This is a genomic window from Pseudoduganella aquatica, assembly GCF_020865585.1.
GTDB classification, from domain to species: Bacteria; Pseudomonadota; Gammaproteobacteria; order Burkholderiales; family Burkholderiaceae_D; genus Rugamonas; species Rugamonas aquatica_A.
On the sequence record NZ_CP086370.1, the window covers coordinates 213,043 to 239,050 of the forward strand.

The following is a 26,008-nucleotide window of genomic DNA, read 5'->3' on the forward strand; positions in this document are numbered from 1 at the left end:
TTCCTTATTCTTGTCCAGATCAGGCAGCGATGGCCTGGGTTTCCATTTCCAGGGCTGCGTTCTCAGCCATCTCGATCAGCGCGCGCTTGTACTCGTTCGGGAACACTTTCACGAACTTGGCGCGGCCTTCGGCCCAGTTGTCGAGCAACAGGCGGGCACGGGTGCTGCCGGTGTGCTTGAAGTGGCGCTCGATCAGGCGCTTGAGGATGACCTCGTCCGCCTCGGCCTCGCCGTCGCGGTGCTGCGCGTGCCAGGTCTTCTGGTCCAGCTTCTGCTCGGAGGCAGGCAGCACGGCTTCCAGGCTGACCATGGACGGGTTGCACTTCTGCGCGAAATCGCCGTCCGGATCGTACACATAGGCGATGCCGCCCGACATGCCCGCCGCGAAGTTGCGGCCGGTGGCGCCCAGCACCACCACGGTGCCGCCGGTCATGTATTCGCAGCCGTGGTCGCCCACGCCTTCGACCACCGTGGTGGCGCCGGAGTTGCGCACCGCGAAGCGTTCACCGGCCACGCCGTTGAAGAAGGCTTCGCCGGCAATCGCGCCGTACAGCACGGTGTTGCCAATGATGATGTTGTTCACGGCCCAGCCGCGGAACTCGGTGTTTGGACGCACGATGATGCGGCCGCCCGACAAGCCCTTGCCCACGTAGTCGTTGCCCTCGCCCACCAGGTCCAGCGTAATGCCGTGCGCCAGGAAGGCGGCGGCGGACTGGCCGGCCGTGCCTTGCAGCTGGATGTGGATGGTGTCGTCCGGCAGGCCGGCGTGGCCGTAGCGCTTGGCCACTTCGCCCGACAGCATGGTGCCCACGGTGCGGTTCAGGTTCTTCACCGGCGAGATGAAGGACACGCGTTCGCCCTTCTCCAGCGCGGCCTTGGCTTGCGCGATCAGCTTGTGGTCCAGCGCCTTGTCCAGGCCGTGGTCCTGGTCTTCCACGTGGCGGATGGCCTGGTTGTTCTGCACTTGCGGCTGGTAGAAGATGTTGCTGAAGTCCAGGCCCTGCGCCTTCCAGTGCGTGATGGCTTTGGACTTGTCCAGCAGGTCGACGCGGCCGATCAGCTCGTCGTAGCTGCGGATGCCCAGCTGGGCCATCAGCTGGCGCGCTTCTTCGGCAACGAAGAAGAAGTAGTTCACCACGTACTCGGGCTTGCCCTGGAACTTGGCGCGCAGCACGGGATCCTGCGTGGCCACGCCCACCGGGCAGGTGTTCAGGTGGCATTTGCGCATCATGATGCAGCCTTCCACCACCAGCGGCGCGGTGGCGAAGCCGATCTCGTCGGCGCCCAGCATGGCGGCGATGACCACGTCGCGGCCGGTACGCATCTGGCCGTCGGCCTGGACGCGGATGCGGCTGCGCAGGCCGTTCAGCACCAGCGTCTGCTGGGTTTCAGCCAGGCCCAGCTCCCATGGGGTGCCGGCGTGCTTGACCGAGGACAGCGGCGAAGCGCCGGTGCCGCCGTCATGGCCAGCGACGACCACGTGGTCGGCCTTGGCCTTGGTCACGCCCGCGGCCACGGTGCCGATACCGACTTCCGACACCAGCTTGACCGAGATCGACGCGCGCGGATTGACGTTCTTCAGGTCGTGGATCAGCTGTGCCAGATCTTCGATCGAGTAGATGTCGTGGTGCGGCGGCGGCGAAATCAGGCCCACGCCCGGCACTGAGAAGCGCAGCTGGGCGATGTATTCGGACACTTTATGGCCCGGCAGCTGGCCGCCCTCGCCCGGCTTGGCGCCCTGCGCCATCTTGATCTGGATCTGGTCGGCCGAGTTCAGGTACTCGGCGGTGACGCCGAAGCGGCCCGACGCCACCTGCTTGATGCGCGAACGCATGGAGTCGCCTTCCTGCAGCGGAATGTCGACCACGATCTGCTCTTTGCCCACCACGGACGCCATGGTTTCGCCCTGCTTGATCGGGATGCCCTTCAGTTCGCGGGTGTAGCGCGCCGGATCCTCGCCGCCTTCGCCGGTGTTCGACTTGCCGCCGATGCGGTTCATCGCCACGGCCAGCGTGGCGTGCGCTTCGGTCGAGATCGAGCCCAGCGACATGGCGCCGGTGGCGAAGCGCTTGACGATTTCCTTGGCCGGTTCCACCTCGTCCAGCGGGATGGCTTTGGTCGGGTCCAGCTTGAACTCGAACAGGCCGCGCAGCGTCAGGTGGCGCTTGGTCTGGTCGTTGATGATTTGCGCGTACTCTTTATAGGTCGAGTAGCTGTTCGAGCGGGTCGAGTGCTGCAGCTTGGCGATCGCGTCCGGGGTCCACAGGTGGTCTTCGCCGCGGATGCGGAAGGCGTATTCGCCGCCCGCGTCCAGCGCTTCCTTCAGCAGCGGATCGTTGCCGAAAGCCAGGTTGTGCAGGCGCAGCGCTTCTTCCGCCACTTCGAACACGCCGATGCCTTCCACGTTGGAGGCGGTGCCCTTGAAGTATTTGTCCACCAGCGACTTGTTCAGGCCGATAGCCTCGAAGATCTGCGCGCCGCAGTAGGACATATAGGTCGAGATGCCCATCTTGGACATGACCTTCATCAGGCCCTTGCCGATGGCCTTGGTGTAGTTGTAGATGGCTTGCTCGCCGGACAGGTCGCCCGACATTTCGTGCGCCAGTTCCATCAGCGTTTCCATCGCCAGGTAGGGATGGACGGCTTCCGCGCCGTAGCCTGCCAGCAGCGCGAAGTGGTGGGTCTCGCGGGCCGAGCCGGTTTCCACCACCAGGCCGGTCGAGGCGCGCAGGCCTTTCGACACCAGGTGCTGGTGGATGGTGGAGGTGGCCAGCAGCGCCGGGATCGCCACGCGGTCCGGGCCGACGGAGCGGTCCGACACGATCAGGATGTTGTGGCCGGATTTCACCGCGTCCACGGCTTCCGCGCACAGCGAGGCCAGGCAGGCTTCCACGCCTTCCTTGCCCCAGGCCAGCGGGTAGCAGATGTTCAGCTCATAGGACTTGAACTTGCCGCCGGTATGCAGGGAGATGCCGCGCAGGCGGGCCATGTCGTCGAAGCCCAGGATGGGCTGCGACACTTCCAGGCGCATGGGCGGGTTGACGTTGTTGGTGTCCAGCAGGTTCGGTTTCGGGCCGATGAAGGACACCAGCGACATCACCATGGCTTCGCGGATCGGGTCGATCGGCGGGTTGGTCACCTGGGCGAACAGCTGCTTGAAGTAGTTGTACAGCGGTTTCAGCTTGTTGGACATGACGGCCAGCGGCGAGTCATTGCCCATGGAGCCGGTGGCTTCCTCGCCGGCGGCGGCCATGGGCGCCATCAGGAAGCGCAGGTCTTCCTGGGTGTAGCCGAAGGCTTGCTGGCGGTCCAGCACGGACGCGACGGCTTTTTCGCCCGGCGCGGCGCTGTACTTGATGCGGTTGTGCGCCTGCTGGCTTTCGCTCAGCTTGATTTCGTTGAGCTTGATGCGCACCGCGTTGATCCAGGCTTTATAAGGCTTGGCGTTGGCGTAGGTGTCTTTCAGCTCTTTGTCGTCGATGATGCGGCCGGCTTCCAGGTCGATCAGGAACATCTTGCCCGGCTGCAAACGCCATTTCTGGATGATTTTCGACTCGGGAATCGGCAGCACGCCGGATTCCGACGCCATCACCACCAGGTCGTCGTCGGTGATGATGTAGCGCGCAGGACGCAGGCCATTCCGGTCCAGCGTGCCGCCGATGTAGCGGCCGTCGGTGAAGGCCATGGCGGCCGGGCCGTCCCATGGTTCCATCATGGCCGCATGGTATTCGTAGAATGCCTTGCGGTTGTCGTCCATCAGGGTGTGGTTTTCCCACGCCTCGGGGATCATCATCATCATCGCTTGCGCCAGCGGGTAGCCCGCCATCAGCAGCAGTTCCAGCGCGTTGTCGAAGCAGGCGGTGTCCGACTGGCCTTCATAGATCAGCGGGAACAGCTTCTGCAGGTCTTCGCCCAGCACGGCCGACTTCATCACGCCTTCGCGGGCGCGCATCCAGTTGAAGTTGCCCTTGACGGTGTTGATCTCGCCGTTGTGGGCGATCAGGCGGTAAGGGTGGGCCAGCGGCCATTCCGGGAAGGTGTTGGTGGAGAAACGCTGGTGCACCAGCGCCAGCGCCGAGATGCAGCGCGGATCCTGCAGGTCTTTATAGTAGACGCCCACCTGGTCGGCCAGCAGCAGGCCTTTGTAGACCACGGTGCGGGCCGACATCGACGGCACGAAGAATTCCTTGCCGTGGATCAGTTTCAGCGCCTGGATGGCGTGGCCGGACGATTTGCGGATCACATACAGTTTGCGCTCCAGCGCGTCGGTGACCATGATGTCCGGGCCGCGGCCGATGAAGATCTGGCGGATGATGGGTTCTTTGGCGCGCACGGTGGGCGACATGGGCATGTCGTAGTCCACCGGCACATTGCGCCAGCCCAGCACGACCTGGCCTTCGATGCGCACGGCGCGCTCGATTTCCTGTTCGCAAGCGATGCGGGACGCGTTTTCCTTGGGCAGGAAGACCATGCCCACGCCGTATTCGCCTGGCGGCGGCAGTTCCACGCCCTGCTTGGCCATTTCGTCGCGGTAGTACTGGTCCGGGATCTGGATCAGGATGCCGGCGCCGTCGCCCATCAGCGCGTCCGCGCCGACCGCACCCCGGTGATCCAGGTTCTTCAGGATCAGCAGACCCTGTTCCACGATCGAGTGGCTCTTATTGCCCTTGATGTGGGCGACAAAACCGACGCCGCAGGCATCATGTTCATTGGCTGGGTCGTACAAACCTTGCGAAATCATGCGTTTCTCCACTGCTGATAACTATCGAAAGCTCAGAGTAGTGCAATGCACAAAAAAACTCAACAAGAACAATTAGGGTCGGAGTCGAATTAAATCACCACGCCTTCTTTTAAAAATTAATTAGGGACATAGTCAGTCCTCGCTCTCGGCAGGCACGGTTTTCTTGAACGGGCGGCCGCGCTTGGCGGGCAATACCTGGCGTTTGACGCGGTTTTGCAGCTCGGTCTTGAAGCGCTCCGAACCCAGCGGCCAGCCTTTGAGCACGGCCCCCTCCACAATGGCGATCTGCTCGGCCGACAGGTCTGCGCCCGCCAGCTCCTGGTAGGCGGCTTCGCGCTGGAAAGGGGTATTTCCCAGCGCCCAGTACAGGGCATGGTCGGTCACCACCGGATCGGAGCGCACGCCGGTGTGGTGGGCGTAGCTGGACCAGGCGTAGTCCTCCGGCCGCCCCGCCAGCCCGCAGCGCACCGGCAGGAACTCGATATAGCGGCTATTGCTCATCAGATAGGTCTCGGCGTCGATGACAGAGGTTTTGTAGCGGCCCTGCCACAGCGTGCCGGAGCGGCCGTATTTCTGGTTGAAGTAGGGCACGTAGTAGCGGCCTATCCACTGCATCATCAGGCCCAGCCCGTCCTCGTCGCAGGGCGTGAGCAGGAAATGCAGCTCGTTCGGCGTCAATACATAGGCGTGCACGGCCACTTTCCAGTTTTTGGCGGCGCTGCGCAGCCAGCCGAGGAAGGCCGTGTAGTCGTCGGCGTCCTGGAACATGGCCTGGCCGTTCAGGCCGCGCTGGACCACGTGGTGGGGCTGGAAAGGGACGATAAGGCGGGGTAAGCGGGCCATAACAAGCAGGAAGGTAGTATTGGAAGCACGATACTACCGCATTCCCTCCACTATGTCCCCATTTATTCCGCCACGCGGAAAAATCGGCCCGACTCTGTCCCTTTTTATGAAGGCACGGCCAGGGCGCGCTGACGGGACGGCTGCCCGGCCAGCCGGAACACGCTCACGGCATAGGCCAGCGCCTGGCTCTGGTCCTGCAGGGCGGCGGCGGCGGCGGCGGCTTCCTCGACCAGGGCGGCGTTCTGCTGCGTCACCTGGTCCATTTGCGAAATGGCGCGGTTGATCTGCTCGATGCCGCTGGTCTGCTCCACACTGGCGGCCGTGATCTCGCCGATGATGTCGCTCACGCGCTGCACGTTGACCACGATTTCCTCCATGGTGCTGCCGGCTTGGTTCACCAGCCGCGCCCCGGTGGACACTTTTTCCACCGAATCGCCTATCAGCACCTTGATTTCGCGCGCCGCCGCCGCGCTGCGCTGGGCCAGGTTGCGCACCTCGGAGGCCACCACGGCGAAGCCGCGGCCCTGCTCGCCGGCGCGGGCCGCTTCCACCGCCGCGTTCAAGGCCAGGATATTGGTCTGGAAAGCGATGCCGTCGATGACGGCGATGATGTCGACGATTTTGTGCGCGGACGCGTTGATCAAGCCCATGGTGTCGACCACCTGGCTGACCACTGCGCCGCCGCGCTGCGCCACGTCCGAGGCGGACAGCGCCAGCGTGTGGGCCTGGCGCGAATTGTCGCCGTTCTGCTTGACGGTGGCGGTCAGCTCCTCCATGGAGGAAGCGGTCTGCTGCAGCGAACTGGCTTGCTGCTCGGTGCGCGCCGACAGGTCCAGGTTGCCGCTGGCGATCTCGCCGGACGCGGTGGCGATGGTCTCGGTGCCGCCGCGCACCTGGCCGACGATGCGCACCAGGCTGGCGTTCATGTCCTTCAGCGCCTGCAGCAACTGGCCGGTTTCGTCGCGGCTGGCGACCGCGATATCGCTGCTCAGGTCGCCGGCCGCCACGGTTTGCGCCACGCGCACCGCCTGCCCCAGCGGCGCCGTGATCGAACGCGTCAGCATGACGGCGAACCAGCTGCCCAGCAGCAGCACGCCGCCGGCCGTGACCAGCAGGAACAGGCGGCCGTCGCGGAACTGCTGCTGCACCTGGGCCGCCAGCACGCGGCCGACCCCGGCCTCGTGCTGGCCGATGCGCTCGACGGCCTCCTGGTAAGCCGCGAACTGCGGCTCCAGCTGGCTCTCGACCATGCTGCGGGCGCCGTCGGCGTCGCCGCCCTTTTTAAGGGCGAACACCGCGTCGCGGGTGGCGGCGTAGCGCTTGCGCACCACCGCCACGGCCTCGAGCAGGCGCAATTCCTCGCCGCTGGACAGCAGGGGCTCCAATTGCTTCTGGATGGCGTTGACGCGCGCGCGGGTGGCGGCGGCCTTATCGGCTTCGGCCTTCGATTCCACCTGCTCGGTATTGCGCGCAAAGGCGATGACGCGCACGCCGCTGACGCTGATCAGGTTGTGCCACTCGGCGGTCAGGCGCTCCTTGAGCATGGCGCTGCCGACCATCTCCTCGCTCAGCTGCCCCACCGTCTGCAGGCGCCAGATGCCCGCCGCCGCCATCAACAGCATCATCAGCATGACGACGCCAAAGCCGCCGCCGAGGCGCGTACCGATTTTCAGATTCCGTAGTTTCATCACACCCGTCTCCCGTGAGGACGCGCCGCAACCACACCCGGACCACAGGCGGCGCCTGGAAACCCATAGTAGATGAAAAGTGACTACTGGAAACTATCGAAATGTCACGCCGCGCACCGGCGGCGTCACATACTCAGGAGAGATTGAAGCTGGCGGACAAGCTGTAGCCTTCGCCGTAGGCGCTGCGCAGGGGCAGGTCCTCGCCCAGGCCGCTGCGCGCCTTCTTGCGCAGGCGGTACACCAGCATGTCCACGCGGCGGCCGGCGTCCGGATCGTCGCCGCCTATGCCGGCCACGATGACCTGGCGCGGCACCGGACGGGTGTTAATCGTCAGCAGGTGCAGGAAGTTGCACTCTTTTTCAGTCAGCGTGATGGCCTGGCCCTGCAGCTCCAGCAGGCGGGCGCTGACTTTCAGCGTCCACTTGTTGATCACGGGCGCGGGCTCTTGCGGGCCGACGCGGCGGTCCAGCGCCTCGATATGGGCGGCCAGTTCCGGGAACTTGATGGGCTTGGTCAGATAATGGTCGGCGCCCAGGCGCAGGCCCAGGATGCGGTTGTCGAAGGCCACGCGGCCGGTCAGCACCAGCAGGCCGATGTGCGGGTATAGCTGGCGCATGCGCGGAATGACGTTGAAGCCGTCCTCGTCGGGCAGGCCCAGGTCGAGCACCACCACGCCAACGTTGCCTTGGCTGAGGGCCGACCACATGTCGCCGGCGTTGTTGGTGATGTGGACTTCGTGTTCAAGCTCAGTCAGGAACTCCGCCATTTCTTCGGCGTAGTCCAGATTGTCTTCCACGATCAGTATTTGCGTCATTGATGCGCCAATCTCAAAATGGTTGCAAGCCGAAGCTTGCGTGCGAGAATTATCACGGTTGCAATCGCGCGGCGCAAGGTTTTTCCCGGCTCACGCCGGTACAGGCAGCCAAATCCGAAATTTCTTGCCGCTTTCAGCAAAATTTTCCACTGTCAGCGTGCCGCCATGGACTTCCACCACCGCGCGCGCCATGTACAAGCCCAGGCCGGAGCCCGGCGTGCCGGCGGCGTCACGGCCACGGAAGCCCTTCTCGAACAGCTTACCGACTTCGTCCTCCGGTATGCCAGCCCCCAGGTCCGATACCGACAACTCTATGCCGCCTTCTGTTGCTTTTTTGCCGACAAGCGTTATCTCGCAGCCATCTTCCGTGTATTTAATAGCATTGTCGAGCAAGATATCGAGCACCAGGCGCATGCCGGCGGGATCGCAGCGCATCCACTGCGGCAGGCCCTGGTCCACCACGCGGACGGTGGCGCGGCGCGGACTGGCCTGCTCGGCGGCATTCTCCAGCAGCGCCAGCGGCGACACCTCGTTCGGCTGGCGTTTGCGGCCTATGCTGGCCATGCGCTCGGGCGACAGGTATTCGTCCAGCATGCCCAGCAGGCGGTCGACCGCCGACTGGATCTTGGTGTAGCGCTTGCGGGTGGCCTCGTCGTGGTGCGCGCCCGTCATCTCCAGGCGCTGGATGGCGCCGTCTATGGTGGACAGCGGGGTGCGGAACTCGTGCGACAGCATGGAGGCGAACTTCTTCTGCTGCGCCTGCCAGTCCCGGCGCTCGCTCACGTCGCGCACCGAGCCGGCCAGCGCGATGGGGCTGCCGACCGGGTCCAGCACCAGCGCGGACTCGATTTCCACCGGGATCAGATGGCCGTCCGCGTGCGGCAGGTCCAGCTCGCGCGTGACGCGCACGCGGCTGCGCTCGCCGGCGGCAAAGCGCTCCAGGCGCAGCGGCAGGTCGTGCACCAGCTGGTCCGACAGCGCCTGTACCTGCTCGAGCGTGTAGCCGAAGCGGCGCCCGGCCGCCGGACTCAGGTACTGGATGCGGCCGTGGCTGCCGTCCCGCAGGTCCAGCAGGAAGTGGACTTCGCTGCTGTGGTCGAGTATGAGTTTGTGCAGTTCGCCGGCGCTGTCCATGGCCTAGTCCGCCAGCGGTGCGAAGATCTGCTGCAGGTCTTCCTGCGTCAGCGCCATCTTCTGCGATTCGCCCTCGGCCAGGATGGATTGCGCCAGGTCGGACTTTTTCTGCTGCAGCACCTGGATCTTCTCCTCCAGCGTGCCTTTGGCGATCAGCTTGTACACGAACACCGGCTTGTCCTGCCCGATGCGCCAGGCGCGGTCGGTGGCCTGGTTCTCGGCCGCCGGGTTCCACCACGGGTCGTAGTGGATAACGGTGTCGGCCGCCGTCAGGTTCAGGCCCACGCCGCCGGCTTTCAGGCTGATCAGGAAGATCGGCACCGCGCCCTGCTGGAAGGCGGCCACCTGGGCGCTGCGGTCCTTGGTCTCGCCGGTCAGCAGCGCATACGGGATGTCGCGCAGCTCGAGCTCCTCCTCGATCAGCTCCAGCATCGAGGTGAACTGCGAAAACACCAGGATCTTGCGGTCTTCTTCCAGCAAATCCTCCACCATCTGCATCAAATCGGTCAGCTTGGCCGAACCGGCGGTCTGCTTTTTCGACGGCAGCGACTTCACCAGGCGCGGGTCGCAGCACACCTGGCGCAGCTTGAGCAGCGCTTCCAAAATGACGATCTGGCTGCGCGCCACGCCCTTGCGGTCGATTTCCTCGCGCACTTTCTGGTCCATGGCCAGGCGCACGGTCTCGTACAGGTCGCGCTGGGCGCCGGTCAGCTCCACCTTGCGCACCATCTCGGTCTTGGCCGGCAGTTCCTTGGCCACATTGTCCTTGGTACGGCGCAGCAGGAAAGGCTTGATGCGGCGGTTCAGCAGCGCGCGGCGCTGCGGATCGTCCTGGCGCTCGATGGGGTGGCGGAACTGGGCGTTGAACGATTTCTCGTCGCCCAGCAGGCCTGGCAGCAGGAAATGGAATTGCGACCACAGCTCGCCCAGGTGGTTCTCCAGCGGCGTGCCGGACAGGCACAGCCGGTGCCTGGCCTTCAGCAGGCCGGCGCTCTGGGCCGCCTTGGAGCGGGTGTTCTTGATGTAGTGCGACTCGTCCAGGATCACCATGTGGAATTCCTGCTCGCGCAGCTTTTCCTCGTCGCGCGGCAGCAGCGCGTAGGTGGTCAGCACCAGGTCGGACTGCTGGATCTGCTCGAACTGCTGCATGCGGTCCTTGCCTTGCAGCAGCAGCACGCGCAGGTCCGGCGCGAAGCGCGCGGCCTCGTCCTGCCAGTTGCCCATCAGGCTGGTCGGCGCGATGACCAGCACCGGATGCGTCAGCCGGCCGGCCTCTTTTTCCACCAGGATGTGGGCCAGGGTCTGCACCGTCTTGCCCAGGCCCATGTCGTCGGCCAGGATGCCGGCCAGGTTGTATTCGCGCAGGAACTGCATCCATGCCAGGCCGTCGGCCTGGTAATCGCGCAGCGTGGCGCGCAGTCCAGCCGGAGTGGGCACTCGCTTCACCGTGGTGAACTGGTTCAGCTTGCGGCCCATGTCGCGCAATTCCTCGCCGCCGGTCCACTCGAAGTCGACGCTGCGGGCCAGCTCGTCCAGGCGGGCCGCGTCCAGCGTGGCCATGTGGACGGCATGCTTGATCTTGTCGTTGAAGTACAGCTCGCCCAGCGTTGCCAGGATGGGCTTGACCCGGTTCCACGGCAGCGCCACGCGGGTGCCGTCGGGCAGCGTGGCCAGCATCTGGTCTTCCTCGGCATGGCCGGCCAGCGTCTTCAGGCTGAAGTCCAGCGGGGCGTTGCGTATCATGTGCACCAGCACCGGCAGCAGCGGAATGCGCTCGCCGTCGACCGTGATGCCCAGTTCCAGGTCGAACCAGGCGTTGCCGCCGTCGGCCTCGTCCGGCTCCACCTCGGCGTACCAGCCGTCCACCGCGCTCACGTCATAGCGGTACTTGGCCGATTTTTCCACCTGCCAGCCCTGGGCCAGCAACTCGTCCACGCCGTCGGCGGCGAAGCGCAGCCAGTCGGCCTGGCCGGCCAGCAACAGGCCGCCGCGCACGCTCGACAGCGGCAGCGCGCCGGGCTTGCGGAAGCCGAGCGCGTTCAAGGTGGCCAGGGCGTCCGCCTCGGCCTGCTCGTCGCGCTGTATCACCTCGGTGACCTCGCCGCGCTGGCGCACCACGCGCTGCGAGGGGTCGAAGGAGACGCGCTCGCCGTCGTAGTCATAGGACAGCACCGCGTAGTCGTGCCAGCGCTGGGTGCTGCCGTCCGACAGCATGGCCGCGTCCAGCACCAGGATGGGGCGCGGCTTGACGTCCTGGCGGATGCGCTGCGGCAGCGGCTGCGGCAGCGGCATCAGCTGCTGCAGGCCGTGGGCCAGCAGCAGCTGGGACACGCGCAGTTTGTCGTTACTGGTGAGCAATGGCGCCTGCGCCACCAGCGCCTGCAGCTCGGCCAGCGGAATCTCGGCGCCGCCCTGGTTCAGGAACAGCTCGCCGCACGACAGGTTGTCGATATACCACGGCGGTTCGGTCGGCAGCATGTAGTCGATCTGGTCGGCGCCGTGGTGGCGCGCGCCCTCGGGCGGCTCCACCGCCCAGCCCAGGCGCAGGCCCTTGCCCTCCTCGCGCCACGCCAGGTTGGCCTGGCGCAGGGGGCCGAACTTCATCGGATAGACCAGGCCGTTGCCCACGTCGGCCCAGGAATTGGCCCACAGCAGCTTGTCCTGCTCGGCCAGCATGGTCAGCAGGGCCGCGCCTATCTTGCCGCGCGGCTCGGTGGCGGTGCCGGTCTGGGAATTCGGGCCGCTGCGCATGGCAACGAAGAAACGTATCAAATCGTCATCGCCGGCCGCCAGGAAGCTGGGCGGGGCCGACAGCAGCGAGAACACTTCGCTCACCGGGGTGGCGGCGGCCACGTCGCCGTTAGGCCGCAGGCGCGCCTTGTACAGGCACAGCGCCACGTGGCGGCCGCCGCTGGTGGGCGCCAGCACGTAAATCAGTTTGTACTGGGGCTGCGCCTGCTTGGGATCGGGTTCGGCGGCCAGCAGCTTGGCTTTCGGATGCGCAGCAGCGTCCACCCGCTGCAGCCAGGTGGCCACGGCATAGGGCAGCTGCGGAGCAGGCGCCGATGCCGGAGCGGGGGCCGGGGCGGGAGCGGTGGGGGTTTCGCGGGTTTCGTCGCGGGTCAAATCCATAGTGCGCATTATCTGTACAAATATTACTGATCGATGACGGTTTGAAGGCGGTTCAAAAACTGCAACATGCAATATTATCCGGTTTAGCCGAACTCTTGTTTGTGTTTCTTCCAACATAGGGCGTAGCATTTGGCGCATGGGCCGGGTTTGAGTATGATTCCGGCCTGGTCACCACAGGAATCCGCTCATGCTGCCTACCATCGAACAACGCCTTGCCATCGAACTGGCCGCCAAGCCGGCCCAGGTTGCCGCCGCCGTCGCCCTGCTGGACGAAGGCGCCACCGTGCCCTTTATCGCGCGCTACCGCAAGGAAGCCACCGGCGGCCTGGACGATATCCAGCTGCGCCTGCTGGAGGAGCGCCTGCGCTATCTGCGCGAGCTGGAGGACCGCCGCGCCGCCATCGTGGCCTCGATCACCGAGCAGAACAAAATGACGCCGGCCCTGCTGGACGCCGTCATGCACGCCGAGGACAAGACCCGCCTGGAAGACTTGTATCTTCCCTACAAGCAAAAACGCCGCACCAAGGCCCAGATCGCCATCGAAGCGGGCCTGATGCCGCTGGCCGACGCCCTGCTGGCCAACCCGGAACTGACGCCTGAAACGGAAGCCGCCGCCTATCTGCGCGAGCCGTTCACCACGCCGGACGGCAACAATCCGGGCGTGGCCGACACCAAGGCGGCGCTGGACGGCGCGCGCCAGGTGCTGATGGAGCGCTTCGCCGAGGACGCCACGCTGCTGCAGTCGCTGCGCGAATATGTGACCGATCACGGTATAGTTGAGTCCAAAGTCGTGGAAGGCAAGCAGGAGGAAGGCGAAAAATTCGCCGATTACTTCGACTACTCGGAAACCATAGGCACCGTGCCCTCGCACCGCGCCCTGGCGCTGCTGCGCGGCCGCCGCGAAGGCATTCTGGATGTGACCCTGCGCCTGGACACGGAAGCCGAGAAACCGAAGTGGGACGCGCCGCACAATCCCTGCGAAAGCCGCATCTCGGCCCGTTTCGGCATCAAGAACGCCGGCCGCCCGGCCGACAAATGGCTGGCCGACACGGCGCGCTGGACCTGGCGCGTGAAGAGCTTTATGCACCTGGAAAGCGAACTGATGGGCGCGCTGCGCGAACGTGCCGAGACCGACGCCATCAATGTCTTCGCCACCAACCTGAAAGCCCTGCTGCTGGCGGCCCCGGCCGGCCAGCGCGCCACCATGGGCCTGGACCCCGGCCTGCGCACCGGCGTGAAGGTGGCCGTGGTCGATTCCACCGGCAGAGTCGTCGAACATGCCACCATCTACCCGCATCAGCCGCGCAACGACTGGGATGGCGCCTTGCATACGCTGAGCAAGCTGGCCGCCAAGCACAATGTGTCGCTGATCTCCATCGGCAACGGCACCGCCTCGCGCGAAACCGACAAATTGGCGCAGGATCTGATCAAGATGCTGCCGGAACAGAAGCTGACCAAGATCGTCGTGTCCGAAGCGGGCGCGTCGGTGTACTCGGCCTCCGAATTCGCCTCGCGCGAGCTGCCGGACCTGGACGTGTCCATCCGCGGCGCCGTGTCGATTGCGCGCCGACTGCAGGACCCGCTGGCCGAGCTGGTGAAGATCGACCCGAAATCCATCGGCGTGGGCCAGTACCAGCACGACGTGAGCCAGTCCCAGCTGGCGCGCTCGCTGGACGCCGTGGTGGAGGATTGCGTGAACGCGGTGGGCGTGGACGTCAACACCGCCTCGGCGCCGCTGCTGGCGCGCGTGTCCGGCCTGTCGGCCAGCGTGGCGCAAAGCATCGTCACCTACCGCGACAGCAAGGGCGCTTTCACCTCGCGCGCCGGCCTGAAGAACGTGCCGCGCCTGGGCGACAAGACCTTTGAACAGGCGGCCGGCTTCCTGCGCGTGGTGGGCGGCGACAACCCGCTGGACGCCTCGGCGGTGCACCCGGAATCCTACCCGCTGGTGGAAAAAATCCTGGGCGATATCAAGAAAGACATCAAGGGCGTGATCGGCGACAGCGGCCTGATCAAGTCGCTGAACCCGGCCAAGTACGCGGACGACAAATTCGGCGTGCCGACCGTGACCGACATCCTGAAGGAACTGGAAAAGCCCGGCCGCGACCCGCGCCCCGAGTTCACCACCGCCACCTTTAAGGACGGCGTGGAGGAAATCAGCGATCTGCGTCCGGACATGATTTTGGAAGGCGTGGTCACCAACGTGGCCGCCTTCGGCGCCTTCGTCGACATCGGCGTGCACCAGGACGGCCTGGTGCACATCTCCGCGCTGTCCAACACCTTCGTGAAAGACCCGCACACGGTGGTGAAAGCCGGCCAGGTGGTGAAGGTGAAAGTGCTGGAAGTCGACCCCAAGCGCAAGCGCATCGCGCTGACCATGCGCCTGAGCGACAGCGCGCCGGCCGCCGGCAGCAAGCCCGAGCAGCGCGCCGACCGCGGCGACCGCCGCGCCATGGGGCAGCAGCAAAAAAGCCAAAGCCGCGAACCGGCCATCGCCGGCTCCATGGCCGCCGCCTTCGCCAAGCTGCGCGGCTAGGCGCTTTACAGGCGCTTGAGCGCGGCCATGCGCAGGCCGAGCTTGATGCAGCCGAACAGGCATAGCAGCGAGACGGCGGCGCCCAGCCACAGCGCCGCCAGCGCGGTGCCCTGGAAGGCGGCGTCCTGGCCGGCCAGCGCCGCCAGGTAGTTGCGGTGGGAAGCGATCATCGGCACTTGCGCAATCAGCGCCAGGCCCAGCGGCAGCAGGATGCGGCCGTTCCTGGCCAGCTTGCCGGCCGTGTCGGTGAAGATTTCGGGCGTCGCGCCCGGCTGGCGCGCCTTGCGCCAGCAGTGCCAGCCCACCGTGCTGGCCACGTGCTCCCAGCCCGCGTCTCGGAACAGCTGCAGGTAGTCCGGCGTGCCCTTCCGCACGTCCCAGCGGTAGACCATGTCGGCCGGCGCGCCGCGCACAAAGGTGTGCATGCCGATGGCGTTGGTATCGCGCAGGTGCAGGCCCTCGCGCGCCATCTGCTCCAGCCACTGCTGGTGCTCCTCGTCCTGCCACACGAACCACAGTTTGTACTTCCGTACGATGCTTGCGCTCATTTCGTCTCCCCAGCCGCGTCCAGCAATGCGCGTGCATTGCCCACCATGATTTCCAGGCGCCGCACCTGCTCCGCCAGCACGGCCCTGCCCAGTTCCGTCAGCGCGTACACCTTGCGCCGCTCCTCCTCCGCCACCTTGACGATCAGCGCCTGCTTTTCCAGGGTGCCGAACACGCCGTACAGCGTGCCCGGCCCCAGCGTGACGCTGCCGCCGCTCATCGCTTCCACCTTCTGCATGATGGCGTAGCCGTGCAAAGGTTCGTTGAGCGCCAGCATCACGTAGAAAGTCGCTTCCGACAGGGGCAGATACTTCGAATAATGAATGTCCGGCATCGCCAGTCCTGTATCGTATTTCGCTATATCGACTATCGATATAGCGATTAACGACATAATAGCGCGGAATTTCGCCGTGTCAAGCACGCGGGGGCCGCATTTCTTATAAAATGTCGGCATCTATTCAATTTCCCCCGAGGCAGCAATGAGCGACGTACAAACCTGGATCAAAGAAACCGTGACCAACACGCCTGTGGTCCTGTTCATGAAGGGCACCGCCCAGTTCCCGCAGTGCGGCTTTTCCGGCCGCGCCATCCAGATCCTGAAAGCTTGCGGCGTGGAGAATATCGCCACCGTGAACGTGCTGGACGATCCTGAAGTCCGCCAGGGCATCAAGGAATACTCGAACTGGCCTACCATTCCGCAGCTCTACGTGAAGGGCGAGTTTATCGGCGGTTCGGACATCATGAACGAGATGTTTGAGTCGGGCGAACTGAAGGCCCTGCTGGATGCCTGACCGCCGGCAGCGGCTGGTCATCGCCATCACCGGCGCCACGGGCGCCGTGTATGGGGTGCGGCTGCTGCAAGTGTTGAAAGAATTGCCCCAGGTGGAGTCCCACCTGGTGGTATCGGACGCGGCCGTGCTGACCCTGCACCAGGAAACCGGCTTGCAGCGCAAGGAAGTGGAGGCGCTGGCCGACGTGGTGCACAAGCAGCACAATATCGGCGCGTCCATCGCCAGCGGGTCTTTCCAGTCGGATGGGATGATAGTCGCGCCGTGCTCGATGAAGACGCTGGCGTCGGTGGCGCACGGCCTGTCGGACAATCTGATCGCGCGCGCGGCGGACGTGGTGCTCAAGGAGCGCCGCCGCCTGGTGCTGATGGTGCGCGAAACGCCGTTCAACCTGGCGCACCTGCGCAATATGACGGCCGTCACTGAAATGGGCGGCATTATCTTCCCGCCCCTGCCCAGTTTCTATCACCAGCCGCAGAGCATCGCCGACATGGTGGACCACACGGTGGCCCGCGTGCTCGACCTGTTCGGCCTGGAACACCAGCTGGCGCCGCGCTGGGGCGGCTTGAGCTAGCCTGCTTTAACTCTTCTCGAAGCTGCCGCTGGCACGCTTCAATTCCCTCGCTTCTTCCAGCATGCGCCGCTGCGCGATGCGCTTACGCATCAGTTCGGCATGGCGGGCGGCCGTCATCGGCGGGGCGGTCATCAGGTCTTTCAGCTGCGCTACATTGCTGTAGTTGTTTCTCATCAAGCGGCTCAATCCGGACTCCTGAAATAGCGCGTGCATTGCGCAGCCCTATTGTGCACCAATTCCGTTTCGAAACTGTGACAATTCGCTATCGGAGCCCGAACATTCGGTGGAAACGCACGGATACGCTTGATTGTGGCACACTCGTTCTTTAATTTATGAATCTATCAAGAACGGCGCGCCGTTTTGTTACTTTTGGTAGTTCACCCGCACCAGCATGCGAATAAATTCACGCGCGATCTGGCGGTGATGCTCGTCCAGGCGCTGCAAATCGGCGATCAGTTTCACGTCGGCCGACTCGAAACGGGACAGGCCGCTGCCGCTGTCGCTGGCGGGGGCCGCCGCTTCCGGGCCGCCGAAACGCAGCCAGTCGGCCGGCACACCCAGCCATTGGGCGATCATGCGCAGCTTTTCCTGAGTGGGGATGGCTTCGCCAACCAGCCATTTGCGCGCTGCGTGCACCGTTATGGGGCGTCCGTCAAAACGAATGTTAAATTCGCGGGCCAGACGGGTTGGGCTGTCGGGAGAGTAGTGGGCGTTTTTCAGAGCCTGCTGCAAGCGCTGGCTAAAACTTTCGCGTTCGTTAGAAGAATTCATAGTTGCACTATTTCATATCATGCAATGAAAGTCAGTCTCTCGACATGTCAGACGAACTGTGTCAACAGAGAACTTGAAATTTAACATTGCTCATTCATTGGCGCCAGGGGCGCCCGCATATTGTCCAAATTTAATTTGTGATAACGAATTATACGGCAAATTTAATTTAGACGTTGAATTTATAGATTGAACGTTCGTTCGACAGGGATCTTACCCGGTCTTGGCGCTTGCTTTGTAACATATCATGACGACACGCGATTTAGGCCGTCGCACGATACGCCATAAGCAGTCGTCAATTGCCACCGACTGTACGTGCCGCGATGGGCTACAATGTATTTGACGTTACGTAAACGGAAGTTGAAGCCGATTTTATTAAAATGCCAACCTACACCATCACCGAACTGGCCCGCGAATTCGACATCACGGCGCGCGCCATCCGCTTTTACGAAGACCAGGGCCTGCTGAGCCCCTCGCGCGAAGGCGCCGGCGGCCGCAACCGCGTCTACACGCCGCGCGACCGCACCCGCCTCAAGCTGACGCTGCGCGGCAAGCGCCTCGGCCTGTCGCTGTCCGAAATCAAGAGCCTGGTCGACATGTATGAGTCGCCCAAGGACACCAGCGCCCAGATGCACCGTTTCCTGGGCGTGCTGAACCAGCACCGCGTGACGCTGGAACAGCAGCGCGAGGACATCGAAATGGCGCTGTCCGAGCTGACCGCCCACGAGGACGAATGCCGGCGCCTGCTGGCCGCCATCACGGAACCCCAGGCCACTTGACGTTTACGTTAACGTCACATCGGCGTATCATGGGCGCTTCACCACTCCAACCAGAAGAATGAGGACGACATGCTCCATCTCCCAGGCCTGACCTTTGACCACGGCGAAGACATCGCCGCCCTGCGCTCCGCCGTGCAGGAGTTCGCCGCCGCCGAAATCGCGCCGCGCGCCGCCGAGATCGACCGCAGCGACCAGTTCCCCATGGACCTGTGGCGCAAGATGGGCGACCTGGGCCTGCTGGGCATCACCGTGGGCGAGGAATACGGCGGCGCCAATATGGGCTACCTGGCCCATATCGTGGCGATGGAGGAGATTTCGCGCGCGTCCGCCTCGGTGGGCCTGTCCTACGGCGCGCATTCCAATCTGTGCGTGAACCAGATCAAGCGCAACGGCACCGAAGAGCAGAAGCAGAAATACCTGCCCAGGCTGATCTCGGGCGAGCACGTGGGCGCGCTGGCCATGTCCGAGCCGAACGCCGGTTCCGACGTGGTGAGCATGAAACTGCGCGCCGACTGGAAGGGCGACCGCTGGGTGCTGAACGGCACCAAGATGTGGATCACCAACGGCCCCGACGCGGACGTGCTGGTGGTGTACGCCAAGAACGACCTGGAAGCCGGCCCGCGCGGCATGACGGCCTTCCTGATTGAAAAAGGCTTCAAGGGCTTCTCGGTGGCGCAGAAACTGGACAAGCTGGGCATGCGCGGTTCGCACACCGGCGAGCTGGTGTTCGAGGACTGCGAAGTGCCGGCCGAGAACGTGCTGGGCGGCCTGGGCAAGGGCGTGAACGTGCTGATGTCCGGCCTGGACTTCGAGCGCACCGTGCTGTCCGGCGGCCCGCTGGGCATCATGCAGGCCTGCATGGACGCCGTCGTGCCCTACATCCACGACCGCAAGCAGTTCGGCCAGCCTATCGGCGAATTCCAGCTGATGCAGGGCAAGCTCGCCGATATGTACTCGACCATGATGGCCTGCAAGGCCTATGTCTACGCCGTGGGCCAGGCCTGCGACCGCGCCAAGTCGCCGGAAGCGGTGCGCCAGCTGCGCAAGGACGCCGCCGGCGCCATCCTGTACAGCGCCGAGAAAGCCACCTGGATGGCCGGCGAGGCGATCCAGACCCTGGGCGGCAACGGCTACATCAACGAGTATCCGGTCGGCCGTTTGTGGCGCGACGCCAAGCTGTACGAGATCGGCGCGGGCACCAGCGAAATCCGCCGCATGCTGATCGGCCGCGAACTGTTCGCGGAAACCAAGTAAGCTGCCAGAGCGCGATGTTGCCGGCCCGTCCATGATGAACCAGGCTGCATTCCCGAAACTGCTGTCTTCCCAGATAGCGTTCGACATCGCGCTCACCATCCGCGACGGCTTCGACAAGCATTACCGCCTGTTCCGCGCCACCAGCCAGCAGGCCAAGCTGCATTTCGAGCGCGGCGAATGGAAGGTGGCGCAGCAGGCGGCGCGCGAGCGCATCGGCTTCTACGACAAGCGGGTGCAGGAGTGCGTGCACATGCTGGAGGACGAGTACGCGCCGGAAGACCTGAGCGACGAGGTGTGGCGCGAATGCAAGCTGCACTTTATCGGCCTGCTGTCCGGCCACAAGCAGCCGGAACTGGCCGAGACCTTCTTCAACTCTGTGTGCTGCAACATCCTGCACCGCAGCTATTTCCACAACGAGTTCATCTTTGTGCGGCCGGTGGTGTCCACCGAGTACATCGAAACCGAGGAAGCGGCGCCCACCTACCGCATGTACTACCCCGGCACGGACGGTCTGAGCGGCACGCTGCGGCGCATCGTCACCGACTTCAGCCTGGACGCGCGCTTCGCCAACCTGGACCGCGACGTGGAACAGGTCGAGGCCCGCCTGCGCCAGCTGTTCGGCGCCGAGGCGCTGGAGCCCAACCACCAGATCCAGGTGCTGTCCAAGCTGTTCTTCCGCAACAAGGGCGCCTACATCGTCGGCAAGGGCATCAACGGGGCGCGCGAATATCCCTTCGTGGTGCCCATCCTGCACAACCGCCACGGCGAGCTGATACTGGACACCGTGCTGTTCGACCAGGAACAGATCATCATCCTGTTCTCGTTCACGCGCGCCTACTTCATGGTGGACATGGAAGTGCCGTCGGCCTATGTGCAGTTCATCCGCACCCTGCTGCCGCGCAAGCCGCGCAGCGAGATCTACACCATCCTCGGCCTGCAGAAGCAGGGCAAGACGCTGTTCTACCGCGACTACCTGCAGCACCTCAAGCATTCGTCCGACCAGTTCGGCGCGGCGCCCGGCATACGCGGCCTGGTGATGCTGGTGTTCGCGCTGCCGTCCTTCCCCTATGTGTTCAAGCTGATCAAGGATTTCTTCCCGGCGCCCAAGGACACCACGCGCGCGCTGGTGAAGGAAAAATACCTGCTGGTGAAGCACCACGACCGCGTGGGCCGCATGGCCGACACGCTGGAGTATTCCAACGTGGCCTTCCCGCGCCACCGCATGAAGGAGGAGCTGATCGCCGAGATCCGCCAGCACGCGCCGTCGCTGCTGGAGGAGGACGGCGGCAACATCGTCATCAAGCACCTGTACATCGAGCGCCGCATGGTGCCGCTCAATATCTGGCTGACGCACGCCGAGCAGCAGGGCGACGACGCCCGCATCGAGCACGGCGTGCTGGAATACGGCAACGCCATCAAGGAGCTGGTGGCGGCCAATATCTTCCCCGGCGACATGCTGTACAAGAACTTCGGCGTGACCCGCCACAAGCGCGTGGTGTTCTACGACTACGACGAAATCGAGTACATCACCGACTGCAATTTCCGCGACATTCCCGAGGCCCGCACCGAGGAGGAAGAGATGGCGGCCGAGCCGTGGTACCACGTCGGCCCGCACGACGTGTTCCCCGAGCAGTTCGGCCGCTTCTTGCTGGGCAACGCGAAGATCCGCAAGTATTTCATGCTGCACCACGCAGACCTCTTCACGCGCGAGTTCTGGCAGCGGCGCAAGGAGCGCATCCAGGCTGGCATCGTGGAAGACGTATTCCCCTATCCGCAGCACATCCGTTTTTCTTATCAGGGCACCCCTGCCATCCCATCCGCGGCGCATGTTGCGCCGACCTTACTGGAGACCAGTGAAAATGAATGATCCTATCGTTATCGTGGGCGCAGCCCGCACCCCCATGGGCGCCTTCCAGGGCGACTTCTCGGCCAAAAGCGCGCACGACCTGGGCGCGGTCGCCATCCAGGCCGCTGTCGAGCGTTCGGGCGTGGCGCCTGCCGCCGTCGAACACGTCTACTTCGGCAACTGCCTGATGGCGGGCCAGGGCCAGGCGCCTGCGCGCCAGGCGCTGCTGAAAGCCGGCCTGCCGACGTCCACCGGCGCGGTCACGCTGTCGAAAATGTGCGGTTCGGCCATGCAGGCCGCCATCTTCGCCTACGACGCGCTGGCGGCCGGCAGCGCCGACGTGATCGTGGCGGGCGGCATGGAGTCCATGACCAACGCGCCCTACCTCATTCCCAAGGCGCGCGGCGGCTACCGCATCGGCCACGGCATGATGTTCGACCACATGATGTACGACGGCCTGGAAGACGCCTACTCGCGCAACGACAAGACCGGCGAAGGCCGTTCCATGGGCACCTTCGCCGAAGAGTGCTCGGCCAAATACCAGTTCTCGCGCGAAGACCAGGACGCCTTCGCCATCGAATCCGTCAAGCGTGCCCAGGCCGCCACCAATGAAGGCTGGTTCAAGTGGGAAATGGCGCCGGTCACCGTGACCAGCCGCGCAGGCGACACCGTGATTGAAAAAGACGAAGGCCCGCTGAAAGCCAAGATCGACAAGATCCCGACGCTGCGCACCGCCTTCAAGAAGGACGGCACCATCACCGCCGCCTCGTCCTCGTCCATCAACGACGGCGCCGCCGCGCTGGTGATGATGCGCGAATCGACCGCCAAGGCGCAGGGCCTGACCCCGATCGCCAAGGTGCTGGGCCACGCCACCAACGCGCTGGCGCCGGACCAGTTCACGGTGGCCCCGATCGGCGCCATCGAGAAGCTGTTCAAGAAGACCGGCTGGAGCGCCAGGGACGTGGACCTGTTCGAGATCAACGAAGCCTTCGCGGCCGTGCCCATGGCCGCCATGCGCGACCTGGACATCCCGCACAGCAAGGTGAACGTGCACGGCGGCGCCTGCGCGCTGGGCCACCCTATCGGCGCTTCGGGCGCGCGCATCGTGGTCACGCTGATCGGCGCGCTCAAGCGCACCGGCGGCAAGCGCGGCGTGGCGGCGCTGTGCATAGGCGGCGGCGAAGCCACCGCCATGGCCATCGAGCTGGTGTAAGCATGCCGGCCGTACTCATTATCGGCGCTTCGCGCGGCATAGGCCACGAGCTGGCGCGCCAGTACCTGGCGGACGGCTGGCGCGTGATCGCCACCGCCCGCAAGCCGGACGACGTCGCGGAGCTGGCCGGCATGGGTGCGGAAACGCACACGCTGGACGTGACCGATGTGGAAGCGGTGGCAGGCCTGGGCTGGAAGCTGGACGGCGAGCAGCTGGACGTGGCCATCCTGAACGCGGGCGTGTACGGCCCGCGCCATGACGGCTTTCCGGTGCAGACCGACTTCGACATGGTGATGCACACCAATGTGCTGGCGGCGATGCGGCTGCTGCCCATCCTGGCGCCGCTGGTGTGCGCCGCAGGGAAGCGAACTGCGGGCAAGCCGGCCGGCGGCAAGCTGGCGGTGCTGTCCTCGCGCATGGGCTCCCTGGCGGAGCGCGGCAGCGCGGGCGGCTCGCTGTACCGCGCCAGCAAGGCGGCGCTGAACTCCGTGCTGATCGACACCGCGCTCACCTTCGGCAACAAGGGCTGCACCTGCGTGGCCCTGCATCCGGGCTGGGTGCGCACCGAGATGGGCGGCGGCGGCGCGGACATCGCCGTTGAAGAAAGCGCCAGCGGCATCCGCCACACGCTCGATACGCTGCAGGGCTCCACGCAAGCCGTGTTCCGCAATTACGATGGCACGCCTATCGCCTGGTAGCACGCATGGCGGGTTACGGCGTGCCGCCTAACCCGCCCTACGCTTTCTCCACATTCAACAACCAATATGTAGGGCGGGTTAGCGCGCAGCGCGTAACCCGCCAACAACGAAAGCACAGAATGATACTGAGCGAAGAACACCAAATGATACGAGACGCCCTGCGCAGCTTTTCGCAGGAACGCCTGGCGCCCAATGCGGCGCGCTGGGACAAGGAGCACCACTTTCCGAAAGAGGAACTGAAGGAGCTGGCGGCGCTGGGCGCCTTCGGCGTGGCGGTGCCCGAAGAACTGGGCGGCGCGGGACTGGACTACGTGTCCCTGGCCCTGGTGCTGGAGGAAATCGCGGCCGGCGACGGCGGCACGTCCACCGTCATCTCGGTCAACAACTGCCCGGTGTGCAGCATCGCCATGATGTACGCCAACGAGCAGCAGAAGCAGCAGTGGCTGCGCCCCCTGGCGCAAGGCGACATGCTGGGCGCGTTCTGCCTGACCGAACCGCACACCGGTTCGGACGCGGCGGCGCTGCGCACCACGGCCACGCGCGACGGCGACGAATACGTGATCAACGGCGTGAAGCAGTTCATCACCAGCGGCAAATACGCCGACGTGGCCATCGTCATGGCCGTCACCGACAAGGCGGCCGGCAAAAAGGGCATCAGCGCCTTCTGGGTGCCGACCAGCGCACCCGGCTACATCGTCGCGGGCCTGGAACAGAAGATGGGCCAGCACTCGTCGGACACGGCGCAGATCCTGTTCGAGAATTGCCGCATACCTGCCGCGAACCTGATCGGCGAGGAGGGCATGGGCTACAAGATCGCCCTGTCCGGCCTGGAGGGCGGCCGCATCGGCATCGCTTCGCAGTCGGTGGGCATGGCGCGAGCGGCCTACGAGGCGGCGCTGAAGTATGCGCGCGAACGCGAGACCTTCGGCAAGACCATCTTCGAGCACCAGTCGGTGCAGTTCAAGCTGGCCGACATGGCGACCCGGATCGAAGCGGCGCGCCAGCTGATCCTGCACGCGGCCTCGCTCAAGGACGCCGGCCAACCCTGCCTGAAAGAGGCCGCCATGGCCAAGCTGTTCGCTTCCGAAATGGCGGAGCGCGTGTGCTCGGATGCGATCCAGGTGCACGGCGGCTACGGCTATGTGTCCGACTTCCCGGTCGAGCGCATCTACCGCGATGTGCGCGTGTGCCAGATCTACGAAGGCACCAGCGACATCCAGAAGCTGCTGATCGCGCGGGCGCTGTAATGGCGACGCGGCTGCTGCTGGTGGAGGACGACGCGCGCCTGTCGTCCCTCGTGGCGGAGTACCTGGCCGCGTATGAGTTCGAGGTGGAGGTGGTGGCGCGCGGCGACCAGGCGCTGCCGCGCTTCCACGCCTTCGCGCCCGACATCGTGGTGCTGGACCTGATGTTGCCCGGCATGGACGGCGCCGACGTGTGCCGCCAGCTGCGCGCCTTGGGCGCCACGCCCATCCTGGTGCTGACGGCGCGCGAGGATGACTACGACCAGGTGGCGCTGCTGGAACACGGCGCCGACGATTTCATCAACAAGCCGGTGCAGCCGCGCGTGCTGCTGGCACGCCTGCGCGCGCTGCTGCGGCGCGCCGGGCCTGCGGCCAACGGCGTTGGCGCGGCGCTGCCAGCCGCCGCGCCGGGCACGCTGCAATTCGGCGCGCTGTGCATCGCCACCAGCGACCGCGAGGTGCGCTGGCGCGGTACGCCGGTGCTGCTGAGCGGGAGCGAGTACAAGCTGCTGCTGGTGCTGGCCGAGGCGGCGGGCACGGTGCTGTCGCGCGACGCGCTGCTGAAAAAACTGCGCGGCCTGGAGTTCGACGGCATGGACCGCAGCATAGACAACAGCATCTCCAAGCTGCGCCGCCGCTTCGACGACCACGACGCGGAAAGAATCAAGACGGTGCGCGGCGAGGGCTATCTGTTCTCGCCGTCCGCCTGGATCTAGCTACTGGTACAGCGGCGCGATCGCCAGCGGCGCGCTGGCGCTGACCACCTGGCCCTGGGCCGGCGCCGCATCGAAGCGGTAGTTGACGACGCTGAAGCCGGCGCCGGCTTCGTCGGGGAATGCCGGGCCGTCGCTCACCGGCAGCGGCGCACCGTCCTGCGCGCCATGCCGCAGCCGCACTTGCGCCTCGCCCTTGCGCGCAAAAACCAATCTCACTCCCACGCACTGCCCGCCGCGGAACGCCGCGTCGGTGGCGCGCTGGTAGGCCTGCGCCTGCTCGCAGGCGGCGCGCAGGTCGGCCGCTTCGTAGACGCCGTCCGCACGCACCACGATGGAGACGCGCGGCCGCAGCACATAGCCGGACAGCTTGCGGTTCAGCACCAGCACCGCGTTGTCGTCATAGGCCGCCTTCAGCAGCGGAAACACGGTGCGCCCGAGCGGGTCCAGCGGCAGATTGAGCTGGCTGCCCCTGGCGTTCAGCGTCAGGCGCAGGCCGTCCAGCGTGCCGGCGCCGTCCCTGGGACTAATCTGGAAGTGGTTTTGCAGGAAGTGCTTGGGCTTGCCGTACTTCTCGAACACCACCATGCTGCGGTAGGCGTCGCGGTAGCTGAACCATTCGCCGTCCGGCACTTGCGCCGCCAGCCAGGCCGGCAGCAGCAGCGCGCACACGCACAGGAGTCGCCTGGGGTTCATA

21 protein-coding genes are annotated in these 26,008 nt (G+C 65.1%); 10 read left to right on the forward strand and 11 right to left on the reverse strand.

The genetic code is table 11. The annotated features are described in order from the left end of the window. Positions 1 to 19: 19 nt before the first annotated feature. From KT882_RS00850 to KT882_RS00875, 6 genes are all read right to left on the reverse strand, one after another. Entirely contained in the window at positions 20 to 4,741 is a 4,722-nt protein-coding gene (locus tag KT882_RS00850; protein ID WP_161070383.1) for a glutamate synthase-related protein, read from the reverse strand. Positions 4,742 to 4,873: 132 nt separating this feature from the next. After that, positions 4,874 to 5,584: a transposase gene (locus KT882_RS00855; protein WP_228894123.1), complete on the reverse strand. Its 711-nt coding sequence runs from the start codon at positions 5,582 to 5,584 to the stop codon at positions 4,874 to 4,876. 104 nt (positions 5,585 to 5,688) lie between these two features. After that, a complete protein-coding gene (locus KT882_RS00860) occupies positions 5,689 to 7,272 on the reverse strand; it encodes a methyl-accepting chemotaxis protein (RefSeq protein WP_161070381.1) in 1,584 nt (527 codons plus the stop codon). 133 nt (positions 7,273 to 7,405) lie between these two features. After that, complete coding sequence (locus KT882_RS00865) at positions 7,406 to 8,086, reverse strand: response regulator transcription factor (protein ID WP_161070380.1); 681 nt, start codon at positions 8,084 to 8,086, stop codon at positions 7,406 to 7,408. 90 nt (positions 8,087 to 8,176) lie between these two features. Next, positions 8,177 to 9,220, reverse strand: a complete 1,044-nt coding sequence (locus tag KT882_RS00870; RefSeq protein WP_161070379.1) for a PAS domain-containing sensor histidine kinase — start codon at positions 9,218 to 9,220, stop codon at positions 8,177 to 8,179. Between the two features lie 3 nt (positions 9,221 to 9,223). Then, positions 9,224 to 12,352 carry a DEAD/DEAH box helicase gene (locus KT882_RS00875; protein ID WP_161070378.1) on the reverse strand — a complete coding sequence of 1,043 codons (3,129 nt, stop codon included), beginning with the start codon at positions 12,350 to 12,352 and terminating at the stop codon, positions 9,224 to 9,226. A 187-nt stretch (positions 12,353 to 12,539) separates the two neighbouring features. Here KT882_RS00875 and KT882_RS00880 point away from each other — a divergent pair, with 187 nt between their 5' ends. Further along, the gene (locus tag KT882_RS00880; RefSeq protein ID WP_228894124.1) at positions 12,540 to 14,888 is read left to right on the forward strand and encodes a Tex family protein; all 2,349 of its coding nucleotides are present in this window, start codon (positions 12,540 to 12,542) and stop codon (positions 14,886 to 14,888) included. Positions 14,889 to 14,893: 5 nt separating this feature from the next. Here the strand turns inward: KT882_RS00880 and KT882_RS00885 are convergent, their stop codons facing one another. Together KT882_RS00885 and KT882_RS00890 are read right to left on the reverse strand one after the other, a co-directional pair. Then, positions 14,894 to 15,436: a DUF2812 domain-containing protein gene (locus KT882_RS00885; RefSeq protein WP_228894125.1), complete on the reverse strand. Its 543-nt coding sequence runs from the start codon at positions 15,434 to 15,436 to the stop codon at positions 14,894 to 14,896. After that, complete coding sequence (locus tag KT882_RS00890; RefSeq protein WP_161070375.1) at positions 15,433 to 15,768, reverse strand: PadR family transcriptional regulator; 336 nt, start codon at positions 15,766 to 15,768, stop codon at positions 15,433 to 15,435. Before KT882_RS00890 ends, KT882_RS00885 begins: the two co-directional genes overlap by 4 nt. Positions 15,769 to 15,913: 145 nt before the next feature. Here KT882_RS00890 and grxD point away from each other — a divergent pair, with 145 nt between their 5' ends. Together grxD and KT882_RS00900 are read left to right on the forward strand one after the other, a co-directional pair. After that, entirely contained in the window at positions 15,914 to 16,225 is a 312-nt protein-coding gene (gene grxD, locus KT882_RS00895; RefSeq protein ID WP_132134412.1) for a Grx4 family monothiol glutaredoxin, read from the forward strand. Continuing rightward, on the forward strand, positions 16,218 to 16,796 hold the full coding sequence (locus KT882_RS00900) for a UbiX family flavin prenyltransferase (protein WP_228894126.1): 579 nt from the start codon (positions 16,218 to 16,220) through the stop codon (positions 16,794 to 16,796). The genes grxD and KT882_RS00900 overlap by 8 nt, the downstream gene beginning before the upstream one ends. 6 nt (positions 16,797 to 16,802) lie before the next feature. Here the strand turns inward: KT882_RS00900 and KT882_RS00905 are convergent, their stop codons facing one another. Further along, positions 16,803 to 16,970: a hypothetical protein gene (locus tag KT882_RS00905; protein ID WP_187358569.1), complete on the reverse strand. Its 168-nt coding sequence runs from the start codon at positions 16,968 to 16,970 to the stop codon at positions 16,803 to 16,805. A 189-nt stretch (positions 16,971 to 17,159) separates the two neighbouring features. After that, the gene (locus KT882_RS00910; RefSeq protein ID WP_187358568.1) at positions 17,160 to 17,567 is read right to left on the reverse strand and encodes a hypothetical protein; all 408 of its coding nucleotides are present in this window, start codon (positions 17,565 to 17,567) and stop codon (positions 17,160 to 17,162) included. 377 nt (positions 17,568 to 17,944) lie between these two features. Here KT882_RS00910 and KT882_RS00915 point away from each other — a divergent pair, with 377 nt between their 5' ends. The 7 genes from KT882_RS00915 (at position 17,945) to KT882_RS00945 (ending at position 25,314) form a co-directional block, all read left to right on the forward strand. Beyond that, entirely contained in the window at positions 17,945 to 18,343 is a 399-nt protein-coding gene (locus KT882_RS00915) for a MerR family transcriptional regulator (RefSeq protein WP_161070373.1), read from the forward strand. Positions 18,344 to 18,412: 69 nt separating this feature from the next. Next, complete coding sequence (locus KT882_RS00920) at positions 18,413 to 19,597, forward strand: isovaleryl-CoA dehydrogenase (protein ID WP_161070372.1); 1,185 nt, start codon at positions 18,413 to 18,415, stop codon at positions 19,595 to 19,597. A gap of 34 nt (positions 19,598 to 19,631) precedes the next feature. Further along, a complete protein-coding gene (gene aceK, locus KT882_RS00925) occupies positions 19,632 to 21,464 on the forward strand; it encodes a bifunctional isocitrate dehydrogenase kinase/phosphatase (protein WP_228896817.1) in 1,833 nt (610 codons plus the stop codon). Further along, positions 21,457 to 22,656 (forward strand): acetyl-CoA C-acyltransferase, encoded by a 1,200-nt coding sequence (locus tag KT882_RS00930; RefSeq protein WP_228894128.1) that lies wholly within the window; start codon positions 21,457 to 21,459, stop codon positions 22,654 to 22,656. Before aceK ends, KT882_RS00930 begins: the two co-directional genes overlap by 8 nt. 2 nt (positions 22,657 to 22,658) lie before the next feature. Beyond that, the gene (locus KT882_RS00935) at positions 22,659 to 23,354 is read left to right on the forward strand and encodes an SDR family oxidoreductase (RefSeq protein WP_228894129.1); all 696 of its coding nucleotides are present in this window, start codon (positions 22,659 to 22,661) and stop codon (positions 23,352 to 23,354) included. Positions 23,355 to 23,473: 119 nt separating this feature from the next. Then, positions 23,474 to 24,601 carry an acyl-CoA dehydrogenase family protein gene (locus tag KT882_RS00940; RefSeq protein ID WP_161070369.1) on the forward strand — a complete coding sequence of 376 codons (1,128 nt, stop codon included), beginning with the start codon at positions 23,474 to 23,476 and terminating at the stop codon, positions 24,599 to 24,601. Next, positions 24,601 to 25,314: a response regulator gene (locus tag KT882_RS00945; protein ID WP_228894130.1), complete on the forward strand. Its 714-nt coding sequence runs from the start codon at positions 24,601 to 24,603 to the stop codon at positions 25,312 to 25,314. The genes KT882_RS00940 and KT882_RS00945 overlap by 1 nt, the downstream gene beginning before the upstream one ends. On the opposite strand, the gene KT882_RS00950 is transcribed toward KT882_RS00945, so the two are convergent. Further along, on the reverse strand, positions 25,315 to 26,007 hold the full coding sequence (locus KT882_RS00950; RefSeq protein ID WP_228894131.1) for a hypothetical protein: 693 nt from the start codon (positions 26,005 to 26,007) through the stop codon (positions 25,315 to 25,317). It lies immediately after the preceding gene. Position 26,008 lies beyond the last annotated feature (1 nt).